Annotated in this window: 13 protein-coding genes; 4 read left to right on the plus strand and 9 right to left on the minus strand. The window is 69.1% G+C overall.

Features of this window, described 5'->3' with window-relative positions; genetic code table 11:
• Positions 1 to 6: 6 nt before the first annotated feature.
• Complete coding sequence (locus QHF89_RS10690) at positions 7 to 1482, plus strand: DUF4178 domain-containing protein (protein ID WP_136965526.1); 1476 nt, start codon at positions 7 to 9, stop codon at positions 1480 to 1482.
• Between the two features lie 317 nt (positions 1483 to 1799).
• Here the strand turns inward: QHF89_RS10690 and QHF89_RS10695 are convergent, their stop codons facing one another.
• Together QHF89_RS10695 and QHF89_RS10700 are read right to left on the minus strand one after the other, a co-directional pair.
• Complete coding sequence (locus QHF89_RS10695; RefSeq protein WP_136965525.1) at positions 1800 to 3101, minus strand: UDP-glucose dehydrogenase family protein; 1302 nt, start codon at positions 3099 to 3101, stop codon at positions 1800 to 1802.
• A 58-nt stretch (positions 3102 to 3159) separates the two neighbouring features.
• A complete protein-coding gene (locus tag QHF89_RS10700) occupies positions 3160 to 3510 on the minus strand; it encodes a hypothetical protein (protein WP_136965524.1) in 351 nt (116 codons plus the stop codon).
• A 261-nt stretch (positions 3511 to 3771) separates the two neighbouring features.
• On the opposite strand from QHF89_RS10700, the gene QHF89_RS10705 reads away from it, so the two are divergent.
• On the plus strand, positions 3772 to 4398 hold the full coding sequence (locus tag QHF89_RS10705) for a GNAT family N-acetyltransferase (RefSeq protein WP_136965523.1): 627 nt from the start codon (positions 3772 to 3774) through the stop codon (positions 4396 to 4398).
• A gap of 47 nt (positions 4399 to 4445) precedes the next feature.
• Here the strand turns inward: QHF89_RS10705 and QHF89_RS10710 are convergent, their stop codons facing one another.
• On the minus strand, positions 4446 to 5183 hold the full coding sequence (locus QHF89_RS10710; protein ID WP_136965522.1) for a lysophospholipid acyltransferase family protein: 738 nt from the start codon (positions 5181 to 5183) through the stop codon (positions 4446 to 4448).
• 97 nt (positions 5184 to 5280) lie between these two features.
• Here QHF89_RS10710 and QHF89_RS10715 point away from each other — a divergent pair, with 97 nt between their 5' ends.
• Positions 5281 to 5670: an OsmC family protein gene (locus tag QHF89_RS10715; RefSeq protein WP_136965521.1), complete on the plus strand. Its 390-nt coding sequence runs from the start codon at positions 5281 to 5283 to the stop codon at positions 5668 to 5670.
• A 331-nt stretch (positions 5671 to 6001) separates the two neighbouring features.
• Here the strand turns inward: QHF89_RS10715 and QHF89_RS10720 are convergent, their stop codons facing one another.
• The 3 genes from QHF89_RS10720 to QHF89_RS10730 all read right to left on the minus strand — a co-directional run bounded on the left by QHF89_RS10720 (position 6002) and on the right by QHF89_RS10730 (position 8174).
• Positions 6002 to 6247, minus strand: a complete 246-nt coding sequence (locus QHF89_RS10720) for a hypothetical protein (protein WP_136965520.1) — start codon at positions 6245 to 6247, stop codon at positions 6002 to 6004.
• Positions 6225 to 6386, minus strand: a complete 162-nt coding sequence (locus QHF89_RS10725; protein WP_284720345.1) for a hypothetical protein — start codon at positions 6384 to 6386, stop codon at positions 6225 to 6227. The genes QHF89_RS10720 and QHF89_RS10725 overlap by 23 nt, the downstream gene beginning before the upstream one ends.
• 144 nt (positions 6387 to 6530) lie before the next feature.
• Positions 6531 to 8174 carry a L,D-transpeptidase gene (locus tag QHF89_RS10730; RefSeq protein ID WP_136965519.1) on the minus strand — a complete coding sequence of 548 codons (1644 nt, stop codon included), beginning with the start codon at positions 8172 to 8174 and terminating at the stop codon, positions 6531 to 6533.
• 147 nt (positions 8175 to 8321) lie between these two features.
• Between QHF89_RS10730 and QHF89_RS10735 the strand changes: the two genes are divergently transcribed.
• Entirely contained in the window at positions 8322 to 10529 is a 2208-nt protein-coding gene (locus tag QHF89_RS10735) for a PAS domain-containing sensor histidine kinase (protein ID WP_136965518.1), read from the plus strand.
• 10 nt (positions 10530 to 10539) lie between these two features.
• Here the strand turns inward: QHF89_RS10735 and QHF89_RS10740 are convergent, their stop codons facing one another.
• The 3 genes from QHF89_RS10740 to QHF89_RS10750 all read right to left on the minus strand — a co-directional run.
• Positions 10540 to 11298 carry a CDP-alcohol phosphatidyltransferase family protein gene (locus tag QHF89_RS10740; RefSeq protein ID WP_136965517.1) on the minus strand — a complete coding sequence of 253 codons (759 nt, stop codon included), beginning with the start codon at positions 11296 to 11298 and terminating at the stop codon, positions 10540 to 10542.
• Positions 11299 to 11319: 21 nt separating this feature from the next.
• A complete protein-coding gene (locus QHF89_RS10745) occupies positions 11320 to 11787 on the minus strand; it encodes a hypothetical protein (protein WP_136965516.1) in 468 nt (155 codons plus the stop codon).
• Between the two features lie 18 nt (positions 11788 to 11805).
• On the minus strand, positions 11806 to 12554 hold a 749-nt coding region (locus tag QHF89_RS10750), incomplete at its 5' end, for a DUF4349 domain-containing protein (protein ID WP_284720346.1).

Genomic DNA, 12554 nt, shown 5'->3' on the forward strand with positions numbered 1-12554 from the left:
CGAGGCGTGACTAGCCCGTTCGACCGCCAGGCGGCGTGTCCGTCGTGCGGGGCGCCCATCACGTTCCGCTTCGCCGGCGCCGCTGCGCAGGTCTGCAAGCATTGCAATTTCGTCGTTGCACGCACGGACCGGAACCTCGTCGCCGTCGGCCGGATGGCAGACCTCGTCGACATCCCGTCGCCCCTGCAGCTCGGCGGGACAGGCCGCTGGAGCGGCGGCGAGCCGTTCGCGGTCGACGGCCGCGTGCAGCTCGATCGCGCGAGCGCGCCCGGCGCGCCATGGCAGGAGTTTTTCATCACGTTCCCGATGAGCGGGAAGTGGTGCTGGGTCGCGAGCGCGCAAGGGCGCTGGTACTCGACGAGCGAGGTGCCACTCCCGCCGGAGCTCCCGCCGATCCACGCGCTCCGCGCAGGCCAGCAAATCAGCCTCGGCACCTACGGCGTCTGGACCGTCGCCGAGGTCGGGCAGCGTCGCGTGATCTCAGGCGAAGGCGAGATGCCCGCCGTCGCATCGCCCGGCGTGCCCACAGGCTACGCAGACATCGCCGCGCCCAACGGCGCCTTCGGGACGATCGACTACGGCGACGGTCGCATCCCGCCGAAGCTCTACCTCGGCCGGCAGATCGATCCCGCGGTGATGGTGCTCGACTCGGGCGCGCCGGTCGAAGCCGCAAAGGCCGAAGTCACGAGCGTCGCGTGCCCGAACTGCGGCGGCAACCTGCCGATCGTCACCCCGGGACAAACCGAGCGTATCGTCTGCCGGTACTGCGGCATGGCGAGCGATCTCAACCAGGGCGCGTTGCGCGCGCTCGGCCCCGCGCCGAAGCCGCCGATCGAGCCCTTCATCCCGCTCGGCGCCGAAGGCAACCTGCGCGGCAACCGCGTCATCTGCATCGGCTTCACGATCCGCGGCTGCACGGTGGAAGGCGAGCGCTACCGATGGCGCGAGTACCTGCTCTATGCAGGCCCGCGTGTCGGCTACCTGTGGCTGATGGAGGAGGACGGCGCGTGGTGGCTCGTCACGCCCATCCCACCCGGCGAAGTCAGCGTCTCCGGCGGCGCCGCGATGTTCCGCAGCCAGCACTACAACTGGAAGCAGAGCGTCCGCGCCGAGACCGAATACGTGGTCGGCGAGTTCTACTGGAAGGTCGAGATCGGCGAAGCCGTCCAGGCAACAGAATACGAAGGCCCCGGCGGCAAGGTCAGCGTCGAGCAGACGCCGAAAGAGGTGACCTACTCGTTCTGCGAGCGCCTCTCGTCCGGCGACATCGGCGCAGCCTTCGGCATCAAGCCCCCCGCAGGCTCCCTGCTCGCCTCCGGCGAAGGCGGCAGCGGCTGCGCAACCAGCGGATGCGGCACGATGCTCATCATCGGCGTCATCGTCCTGTTCGTCCTGATCATCGTCTTCAGCGACTGCGGCGGAAGCAGCGGAGGCGGCGGCGGCGTCTACATCGGCGGTCCAAGCTTCGGCGGTGGCAAGTAGCCGTCGCGCCGGGGCGCTGCCCCGGACCCCGCGGGGGGCTGTCCGCCCCCTCGACCCCGGACCAGGCACAGCCTGGACCGAGGTTTGAAAAACTGCGCTCCGCGCAGTTTTTCAAACGGGCCGACGAAGAAGCCGGGGTGCCAGCCGAACCCGCAACGCGGCTGTCTTGGTGGGCAAGGTCGTTGCTGGTCTTGACCGGGCCTGTTCGATGAACTGCGCATCGCGCAGTTCATCGAGCCTGGGTCCAGCCCCTGGCTGGTCCGGGTGCAGGGGCGGACAGCCCCTGCTGGGGTCTGGGGCAAAGCCCCAGCTCTGCGTCACCCGCGGCCGATGCCGGTGTACCAGAAGCCGAGGGCGCGCAGATCTTCGGGGTCCCAGATGTTGCGACCGTCGAAGAGGGACGGCGTGCGCATGAGCCGCTTGATGCGGTGGAAATCGGGGCGACGGTATTCGTGCCACTCGGTGACGAGTGCGAGGGCGTCGGCGCCTTCGGCTGCGGTGTACATCGTGTCCACGAAGGTCACGCGATCGCCGAAGAGCGGGCGGACGTTCTCGATGGCTTGTGGGTCGTGCGCGCGCACCGTCGCGCCTGCTTCGAGCAGGTCCTCGATCAACGTGAGCGCGGGTGACTCGCGGATGTCGTCTGTTTGTGGCTTGAAGGCGAGACCCCAGACGCCCACGACGCGCCCGGCGAGTGCGCCGTCGAAGTGTTGCTTCACCTTCGAGCCGAGCACGTGCTTTTGCCGCTTGTTCACTTCCTCGACGGCGCGCACGACTTCGAGGTCGTGGCCCATCGCGCGCGCGGTGTGGATCAGCGCGGAGATGTCCTTCGGGAAACACGAGCCGCCGAAGCCTGGGCCGGGGAAGAGGAACTTGGGTCCGATGCGCGGGTCGGCGCCCACGGCTTTGCGCACGCGATCGATGTCGGCGCCGAGCTTCTCTGCGAGCAGGGCGAGATCGTTCATGAACGAGATGCGCGTCGCGAGCAGCGCGTTCGAGGCGTACTTCGTCAGCTCGGCCGAGCGCGCGCCCATCGCGTGGATGCGATCGCTCGTGCGTACGAAGGGATCGTAGAGGCTCCGCAGCACCTCGAGCGCGCGCGTGTTGTTCGAGCCGATGACCACGCGGTCGGGCTTCATGAAATCGTTGATCGCGTCGCCTTCCTTGAGGAACTCGGGGTTCGAGGCGACGCCGAAGGGGTGGGTCGTGTGGCGGGCGATGATCGCCTCGACCTGATCGGCTGTGCCGACGGGTACGGTGCTCTTCGTGGCGACGACCTTGAAGCCGTTCATGTTCTTGCCGATGGTCTCGGCGACGGCGTAGACGGCGGAGAGATCTGCGGATCCGTCGGCTGCGGAGGGCGTGCCGACGGCGATGAACACGACCTCGGCGTTGCGGATGGCGCCTGCCACGTCCGTCGAGAACGACAGGCGTCCGGCCTTCGTGTTCTTCGCGATGAGCGTGTCGAGGCCCGGCTCGTAGATGGGCACCTCGCCGCGCAAGAGGCGCGCGATTTTGCCCTCGTCGACGTCGACGCATGCGACGTCGTTGCCGAAATCTGCGAATCCGGCGCCGGCCACGAGGCCGACGTAACCCGTACCAATCACCGCGAGCTGCATGGGGCGCACCCTATCATTTCGCGCGCGCTCGTGTGTACGTGGCGCGCCCCACGCGCCGTCAGGGAATCACGATCTCGGAGGCGCGTCCGTCGCATCCGCGCAGCACGAAGCCGAAGCGGTCGCCCGAGCCTGCGCGCTTCTCCAGCGTCTTGCACGTCGTGCGTGTCACGCCTGGGGATCCGAAGCGGTCGCGGCTGTCCTCGGTCACGTCGACGATGGGACCGGGGCGCACGCGCATCAGGTACGAGATCGGATCGCCCTCGACGGTGTGCATCGTGATCATGAGCCCTGCGGTGCTCCCGTTCAGCCATGCGTCCCAGAGGCACGCGCGCGCCGCGGCGTCGTAGCCCGTGCCGTGCACGTTGGTCTCGCGACCACATGACGACGCGCCGTTCTCTTCCGAAGGCATGAGACCGGGCTCGACGACGGAGGTCGACCGCGTATCGCCTTCGGCGGGGCTCTTCGCCGCGCCACATCCGGAACAGCCAGACAGGGCGAGCAGGAGCCACGCGAGGTGTCCAAGACGGCGAGCGGAATCGTGCGAACTCAAAGGGGATTTGAAGCGATGCATGATCGCCCAGGGTAGGGCGCGCTCGGCCGTCGGCAACCACGCGCGACACGAAGGTGGAAGCGTCGTTCGGCACGGACGACGGCGCTGTATGCTGAGGGCGTGCGTTACGACCGGGAGTATCACGAGACGCGGGAGCTCGCGGACGGTCGCGTCGTACGGCTGCGATGCATTCGCGCGGAGGATCGTGACGCGCTCGTGCGTGCGTTCGGAAAACTCTCGCGCGAGTCGCGTTATCGCCGCTTCCTCTCCGACGTGCCGTTCTTGAGTCCGTCGATGGCGCGGTACCTGACGGAGGTCGACGGCAAGGATCACGTGGCGATCGTCGCGATGACGGACTCGCACGACTTGAAGGAAGAAGAGGGCGTCGGCGTCGCGCGGTTCTTGCGCCTCCCCGACGCGCCGCACATCGCCGAGGCGGCGGTGACGGTGATCGACGCGTACCAGGGCAAGGGCCTCGGCCGTGTCTTGCTCGATGCGCTCACGCGCGCGGCGCGCGAGCGCGGCATCTCGATCTTCCGCTCGGCGGTGCTCGTCTCGAACACGCCGATGCGGCGGATCCTCGACGAGGCCGGCGGCGTCGTGCACCACGACGAGGGCGACACGCTCGTGGTCGACGTGCCGATCGGCGAACCACGCCCGCACTGGTCGGACCTGCCGATCTTTCGCGTGCTGCGCGCTGCTGCGGGGTTCGGGGCGAAGGGCGCCGCTGGCGACCCGGAGCCCTGAGCGTAGACCGAAGCCACCCGTGCGGCGTTCCTCGGGGACGCGGACGATCAACGCGCGGACGACGTGAGCTCTGCGCGGTAGGGATCGAGCACGCTGCGGATCGCCTCCTCGGTGGCGCGCCGGACGCGCTCGACGTCGCCTTCGCTCCGCGGATCGCCTGACGTGTCGATGGGCGGGAGCAGGTAGTAATCGAGCGGCACGCGGCGCGGGCGCAGGCCACTCGGCAGCGGGATGTCGTACCGCGACGAGCCGCCGATCCAGCGACCGAGGAAGTGCTCGCGTCGATCGAGGCGGTAGAGCTCGTCGACGCCCGTGGCGGCGAAGGGCACGAGCGGGACACGCGCGCGCATGGCCACGCGTGCGAAGCCGGCGCGCCCTTGCCAGCGCAGCGTGTACGCGTCGCTCGAGAGCTTGAACGAGTCGTCGACGCCGCCCGGATACACGACGACGATCTCGCCGGCTTCGAGGAGAAAGGCGGCGTCGTCGGGCGTGCCTGGGATCGCGCCCATGCTGCGGAGCACCTCGCGGAGGCCGGGGATGCGGAAGAGGTTTCGCTCTGCGAGGAAGCGCGGGAGCCTGCCCGTCTGGAGGAGCAGGAGCGCGGCGAGGGCGAAGGCGTCGATGCCCATGAAGGCGTGGTTGCCGACGAGCAGCGCGCCACCTTTGCGGGGCACGTGCGCGTCGCCGTGCAGCGTGGCGTGGAGCTGTTCGGTGAGGCTCTGCGCGAAGCGGCGGCCGGACTCGGTCTGCGCGAGGAGCCAGCCTGTAGGAGCGAGCGGGACCATGGCGAGCCCCTAACGTCGGACAGCCCCGCCGTCGCGTAAAGCGTCACGCGCGCGCCGCGACTTTCTTGCGAAGCGGGATTCTGCGATACGAGAGGGCATGCGAAACGTCACGGTGAAGACGGCCGAGGGGAAGTTCGGGCAATCGATCCACGTGGGACCCCACGAGCTCACGGGCGACGAGCTGCCGGAGGTGGGCGGCGACGATCGCGGACCCGATCCGTTCGAGTTCGTGCTCGCCGGCCTCGGCGCGTGCACGTCGATGACGATCAAGGTCTACGCGGACCGCAAAGCGTGGCCGCTCGCGTCGGTGGAGGTGGAGGTCACCGGCGAGAAACGGGATGGCTCGTTCCTCGCGCGGAGGTCGATCCGGCTCGTGGGAGACCTGACGGAGGAGCAACGCGCGCGGCTGCTCGACATCGCGAACAAGTGCCCGGTGCACAAGATGCTGACGGGGAAGATCGAGATCGAGAGCTCGCTCGTGGGGTGAGAACGCAGGGAACCGACGACCGAGGGGGTTGGAACGCGGCGACCCTCACGCGTCACGTTGACCCGCGGGTGTCGCCACGCGGTCGACCCCCACGCGCAACGATGACCGGCGGGTGTCGACACGCGGCGACCCCCACGCGCAACGATGACCGGCGGGTGTCGCCACGCGGTCGACCCCCACGCGTCACGTTGACCAGCGGGTGTCGCCACGCATCCACCCCCCACGCGTCACGTTGACCCGCGGGTGTCGCCACGCGGTCGACCCCCACGCGCAACGATGACCGGCGGGTGTCGACACGCGTCCACCCCCTCGGTCACGCACGACGCTTCGCTCAAGGCTGCATCTTCGAGCTCTCGTCCAGCGTCGCAAGCAGCACGGGAAGAACGGCGCGATCCTTCGCTCGACCCGTCTTCGACTTCACGTCGATGAGCTTGGGCAGGTCCAGCACGCGGAGGGTGAGGTCGCCGTCCGTCATCACATGGTGTGAGGCCGCTCCACCGACGACGATGAACTCCACGCCCGCGGCCGTCAGCTCCGCGAGGAACGCCTCGGAGTCAACGACCTTGGGGTGCTGCACGGAACCTCGCTGCCAAGCGCGCGAGCGAAGCGCCTGCGCGCAGCCGCTCCCGCAACGAGCGGCCGAGCGCGAGCTGGATCAACGAGCGATCGACCTCGCCCGCCGCTTCGACGATCTCCAGGTCGAGGGACCCGAACACGAACGCCACTCTCTCGGAGTCGGAGCGCCCTTCGCCTGCTCGATCCACGGACCGCGGCTGCCTCACGGAGAAGAGCTTACCAAACGCCGCGCCAGATGGCACGGCGGCGGAAACCGCCCACGGCGCCCGCTCGCTCCGAGCCCCTCACGGATGAATGAACACCACCGTCCCCGTCAGGCTCCGCGCGGCTCCGTGCCAGCCGTGCGGCACTTGGGGCTCCGTCCAGTGGAACAACCTTCGCGCGTCCTCCGGCGCGAGGTTCACGCAGCCGTGGCTCTTCGGCTGGCCGAAGCGGTCGTGCCAGTAGGCGCCGTGCAGCGCGTAGCCGTCCTGGAAGTACTGCACGTACGGCACGTCGCGGAGCTCGAACTCCTCGCCCACCGCGTCCGAGTCCATCGTCACGCTCACGTGTTTCGTATGGATCCGGAAGATCCCTCGCTTCGTCGACTTGCTCGTCTCCGGATCCTCGAGCCCGCTCTCCCCGCTCGACACCACCGTCGCGAACACCGCCTTCGTCCCCTCGTAGGCGACGAGCACCTGCTTCGTGATGTTGATGTCGAGCCACTTCTCGCCGTTCTTCCCCCACGCCGGCATCTTCTTCGCCGGATCGACGCGACCCGCGTGACGGTCGTCGATCCAGCCGCCGTCCTTCATCTCGTAGTGCAAGACGCCGCCCACGAACTTCTGCTTGCCCGTCAGATTCACCGCCGCGCGGTACGGGACCTCCCCGTTCGCGACGAGCTTGTTCTTCCCTTCGTCCCACACCCAGCGCTTGGCCCCGGGCCTGCGCACGAGCGCGAACGGGAAGTCGACGTCCTTGCCGATCTCGTAGCCGTGGAAGTCGCTGCCGCGGATCGGACGGAACCGATCGGCGGGCATCACCCGCAGATCCGTCGATAGGTTGTAGCGCCGTCCCTCGTGCAGGAACGTCTCCACGAAGGCCACCCCGTTGCGACGATCGACCTGGCCGATCTTCACGAGATCGTTCGACTTCAAAAGACCCGACAGGTTCGGCACGCGGCCGCCGTCCTTCAGGAAGAACGGGATGTCCTCGTCCGTGAGCTTCTGCTCCATCGCGTCGAGCGCGGGCGGAGAGGGCGAAGACTTCCACTTCATCCACACGTCGAGCCCGTACGTCGCGCCGCTCTCCTTGTCCTTCTCCCACTTCGCGATGTGCTTCTTCAGCCCAGGCTCGTGCGCCTTCAGATCCTCGGCCGTGGGGATGCGCGCGTAGACCGGGCCGCCGCGCGTCACGATGCCGTACATGTAGGGGAGCTTCTGCGTGATGTCGGGGCGCCGCGTCGCGGCCTTCACGATCGGGTGGTTCAGATCGAGCGTGGCGTCGGGGCCCACGCAGACGTAGCCGTACGGCTTGATCTTGCGCCATCCGTCCTTGCAGCCGGCCGTCCCCGCGACCTCGGGATCCATCTCGACGATCGCGCCGGCGCGAAGGAAGCCGACGCGCGCCGCCTTCGGATCCGGCTTCGCCACGACGTCGGTGCGCATCGCGATGCTCGCGAGCCGCGGCGCGCTCTCCGGGATCGGGGGCGGCAGGTGCGCGATGCCCGCGAGATCGACGAGCAAGGGCCCGCTCGGTTCGGGGGGAGGCGCTTCCGCGTCCGCCGCGTCCGCGGAGGGCGTGCCGTCCGTGTCGGTTTTCGGGGTCGTGGCAGCACCGGCTTCGGACGGAGCGTCGGCGAGGAGGCCAGGAGCCGATCCCGGTTTCTCGCGGCAGCCGCCGAGGCTCACCGCCGCGAGGACGAGCAGCGCGTAGCAGGGGCGTCGCATGACGTGAGGCCCGTTAGCGCATGCCAGGGCGCTGATGTCCAGTTTTCCGCAGCGCCTCGCGCCTCCTCGTCGCTCGACTCTTCCGCCTTGCTCCTTTCGTCGAGTTGCACCGCCCACAAGCCCACCCTATGAAAATCGAGAGGGGAAGTGGCGAAGGCAGACGGAGAGCCCGGTCGACTCGTTACCGACAGCGCGGCGCCGCTCGAGAGCACAGCTTCGTTCCTCGACTCGATCGTCGAGAACCTCCCCCACATGGTCTTCGTCAAGGACGCGGCCGAGCTCCGCTTCGTCCTCTTCAACAAAGCAGGCGAAGACCTCCTCGGGCTGCACCGCGACGCCATCCTCGGCAAAAACGACGACGACCTGTTCCCCCGAGAACAGGCGATGTTCTTCGTGGCCAAGGACCGCGAAGTGCTCTCGGGCAAACGCCTCGTCGACATCACCGAGGAGCCGATCCAGACGCGGCACGGCCTGCGCGTCCTGCACACGAAGAAGATCCCCATCGTCGACCACGCGGGGCAGCCGCGTTTTTTGCTCGGCATCTCCGAGGACATCACCGAGCGAAAGCTGCTCGAAGAGCGGATCCGCCGCGCCGACGAGCGGCAGCGCGTCCTCGCGCAGACGACCGCGCCGCTCGCGCCCGCCGGCGAAGATCCGCTCCCCGCGGCCGCGCGCCTGGCGCTGCCCGTCGGCGGCGACGGATGCATGTTCCTCGTCGAGCTGGCGAGCGGCGCGCCCCGCGCCGTCGTCGCGCACGTGGATGCTGCGCGGGAAGAGCGCTGGCGGCGGCTCGTCGAGACCTCGAACCTCGTCGAGCGCTTCTCGGGCTCGTCCCGCGCCGTGCTCGAAGCAGGGCAGCCGCTCGTGCTGAACGAGATCGACCCCGCGACGCTCGCCTCGTTCTCGACGGACGCGAAGGCTGCCGAGGAGCTCGCCGCGCTCGGGCCCCACGCGCTCCTGCTCGTCTCGCTGCGCGGGCGTGCTCAGCAGCTCGGCACGCTCGTGTTTCTGCGCGACGTGACAGCGCGCGCCTTCGACGAAGACGACCGCGCTTTCGCCGAGCGGTTCGCGCAGCGCCTGGCCGGGGACCTCGACAATACGCGCCTCTACCGGGAGCTCGAGCGCGCCGAGGCGGCGCAACGTTTCCTCGGCGAGGCCGCCGAGCGCCTCGCGGGCTCGCTCGACTTCGACGAGCTCGTCGGCCTCGTCCCGCGCCTCGCCCTCCCGTTCCTCGCCGACTGGTGCGTGATGTTCCTGCTGGAGGACGACGGGCAGATGCGACGCTTCGCGGTGGCCCACGTGGATCCGTCGCGAGCTCCCATGCTCGTCGAATCGGTGGGGCGGTATTCCCCGGGGAGCAAGCAGCCAGGCCTGGAGCCCGCGCGCACGCAGGAGCCGATCTTGAACTCCGTGGTCGATGATGCCCTGCTCGACCGCGTCTGCGTGGACGCGGACCACAAGGACCTCGTGCGCCGCATCGGAACGGCGACGGCGATGGCCGTGCCCGTGCGCGCCCGCGGGCGTGTCCTCGGCAGCATCAGCCTCGGGCGCGGCAGCGGAGGACCTCTCTACCAGAGCCACGATCTCACGCTGGCGGTCGCGCTCGCCGATCGCGTGGGCATCTCGCTGGACAACGCGCGCCTCTACCAGGAGGCCCAGGCCGCGCTCCGGGCGCGCGACGAGTTCCTCTCGATCGCCTCGCACGAGCTGCGGACGCCGCTCACGACCGCGTGCCTCTCGGTCGATCTGCTCGCGCGCGGCTTGCAGAGCGGGTGGACCCACAGCGCGTGTACCGCGCGTGCCGAAGGCACGCAAAAGCAGCTCGCGCGCTTGAAGCGCCTCGTCGACGGCCTGCTCGACGTCTCGCGGATCGCCGCGGGGAAGCTCGTCCTCGAGCTCGGAGAGATCGATCTCTGCGCGCTTTGTACCGAGCTCGTGGATCGCTTCGCCGAGGAAGCGCGGCGCGTGGGCAGCGAGGTGCACCTGCGCGTGAGCTGCGCCCGCCGGATCCGCGCCGACGCGATGCGCATCGAGCAAGTGCTGACGAACCTCCTCGCGAATGCGCTGCGCTACGCAGCCCCCGCCCCGATCCACGTGCAGGTCGAGGTCACGGAGGGCGGCGCGCGTCTCTCGGTGCGGGACGAGGGCAAGGGCATCGCCCCCAAGGATCTCGCGCGGCTCTTCGATCGCTTCGAGCGCGGCGCGACGTCGAGCGCCCACGGAGGCCTCGGGCTCGGCTTGTACATCGCGCGCCAGATCTGCGAGGCCCACGGCGGCACGATCCGCGCGCTCAGCGAGCCCGGCCGCGGCGCAGAGTTCGTGGTCGAGTTGCCGCTTTCGCCGCCGCAGCCTTGATGCCCTTGGACTACGCGCGTCCGAACCGGACGATGAGCCCGAGCCAGCCGCGGGCGAGGTAGAGCGCGTTCAGCGCGAGGTACATCCAGAAGAAGGCGTCGAGCCGATCTGCGAGCGCGAAGATCCAGAGGTGGCTCGGGTAGTGGTTGAGGAAGCGCAGGAACGTCATGACGAGGGACGCGACGCGACCCACGATCGACTGCGGCTTCTTCTCGCCCACGGTCTCGTAATGCGCCTCCGTCGGCGTATCTTTCCCCGTGAGCTCGGGCCTGCGGACGAAGTTCGTCAGCGAGATGCCCGAGGCCACGATCACCGCGCCGGCCACCGCTGCATAGAGGAACCCCGGGCCGTTCGCGGGCCACGCGGCGCCATCGATCCCGAGCCCTCCTTTTCTGTGGAGGTGGACGCCGATCACGGCGACGAGCAGCACGGCCTTGATCTCGTCGACGAAGAAGTCGAAGAGGTGGCCCGTGGGGGAGGCGAGCTTCTTGTAGCGCGCGAGCATGCCGTCCGCGCAGTCGAAGAGGTAGGCGAGCTCGAGGACGAGCACGGCCAAAAGGCCGCCGCGGTAGGAGGGGAGCGCGACGAAGAGCGCGGAGCCCGTCACCGCGACGAAGAGGCTCAGGATCGTGATCTGGTTCGGCGTGAGGGGCGTGCGGTGGATCGCGGCGACGAACACGGCCGCGAGCGGGCGCATCACGTACGTGTTCCAGATCTGATCGTGTTTCTTGCGGGTGAGGCGGTAGACCTCGATCGGGCTGCCCGGCATGGCCGGGCGCATCCTAGCGCATTAGCCCGGGACGAATCCCTCGATCGCCTTGCTCACTTCGTCCTTCGCTTTGTCGAACTCGCGCGCGTCGCCGCCGGTCTCCAGGACGAACACGTCGGCGTCGGTGACGAAGACCGTGAGCCAGAAGATGTGGGGCCGGTCGAAGACCGTGCGCGTGTAGCGGAGCTGCTTGCCGGTCGCGCCGCTCTTCGTCTTGACCTCGCGCGAGGCTTCCGCCGTGTAGCCGATGTTGCGGAGCTTCAGGTCGATCGCGTCGGTCCAGAAGGAGAGGTTGCCCTTCGGCCGGTTCGGCTCGACGCGCACGCTCATCACGACGCCTTGGGCCGTGGTCGCGCGGAAGGCGTACTCCTCCTGGTCTTCGAGTTCGACGAAGCCATCGGGCGTGTTCAGCTTGAAGCCGGGGCCACAGCCGATCCCGACGAGGGAGGCGGCGAGGCACAAGAGGAGCATCGAGGCGTTGCGTTTCATGGTCCTTGCCTCCTTGCCTCAGCGAAGGGTCATCAGCGTCTCGAGGCCGACCCTCGAGAGCCAGTCGATGGGCAGGTCGATCGTGCGCGGCGGCGGTGGCGGCGGCGGCGTGCCTTGCGCCACGACCTGCTGCTGCTTGGGCTTGGCCGAGACGTCGACGGTGATCGTGGAGAACGTCGCGCGGGCGCGGAGGAAGCGCATGCGGCCTTCGATCTGATCGATCTCGCGGCCCACGCGCTCGAGCTCGCGCTCGACCTGCAGCGCGTCGTTCACGTTCGCCGCCTTCGCGAGGAACTCCTGCAGGCGCTTCTGCACGCTCTTCAGGTTCTGCAGGCGCACCTCGAGGTCGTGGAACTCTTCGGACACGTCCTCCGCGCTCACGCTGCGGCGCTTGACCTCGCCGAGCTTCTCCAGCGCGTTGAGCGCGTCGCGGAAATGCCGCGAGGGCACGCGGATCACGACGCCCGCGTCCGAGCGCGACGCGAGGTAGCCGCCGAAGGACTCGGCCATGTCGATGACCTTGTCGATCGTCCCGGGGATGACCGTGGACTCCGCGACCTCCATGCCGACGCGGCCCGTGTAGATGAGCAGCGGCGTCGCGGGCTTCTCCTGCGGCTGCTGCGGCTCGGAGGCGCCTTCGGTCTTCTTGCCGCCGGGCGCGGGCTTCGCGCCCGTGGGAGGCGGCGTGGGTTGCTTGGGCGCGGCCGCGGGCGCGGCCATCGGGGCGCGCGCGCCGGGGGCCACGGGGGCCGGGGCGGGCGGCGGGC

This window comes from Polyangium sorediatum, assembly GCF_029946465.1.
Lineage (GTDB): Bacteria > Myxococcota_A > Polyangia > Polyangiales > Polyangiaceae > Polyangium > Polyangium fumosum.

Coding starts and splice junctions, on each gene's coding strand:
- QHF89_RS10730 (WP_136965519.1), bottom strand. CDS start 8,174: ATGCGACGCCCCTGCTACGCGCTGCTCGTCCTCGCGGCGGTGAGCCTC.
- QHF89_RS10740 (WP_136965517.1), bottom strand. CDS start 11,298: ATGCCGGGCAGCCCGATCGAGGTCTACCGCCTCACCCGCAAGAAACAC.
- QHF89_RS10715 (WP_136965521.1), top strand. CDS start 5,281: ATGCGAAACGTCACGGTGAAGACGGCCGAGGGGAAGTTCGGGCAATCG.
- QHF89_RS10695 (WP_136965525.1), bottom strand. CDS start 3,101: ATGCAGCTCGCGGTGATTGGTACGGGTTACGTCGGCCTCGTGGCCGGC.
- QHF89_RS10710 (WP_136965522.1), bottom strand. CDS start 5,183: ATGGTCCCGCTCGCTCCTACAGGCTGGCTCCTCGCGCAGACCGAGTCC.
- QHF89_RS10700 (WP_136965524.1), bottom strand. CDS start 3,510: ATGCCTTCGGAAGAGAACGGCGCGTCGTCATGTGGTCGCGAGACCAAC.
- QHF89_RS10745 (WP_136965516.1), bottom strand. CDS start 11,787: ATGAAACGCAACGCCTCGATGCTCCTCTTGTGCCTCGCCGCCTCCCTC.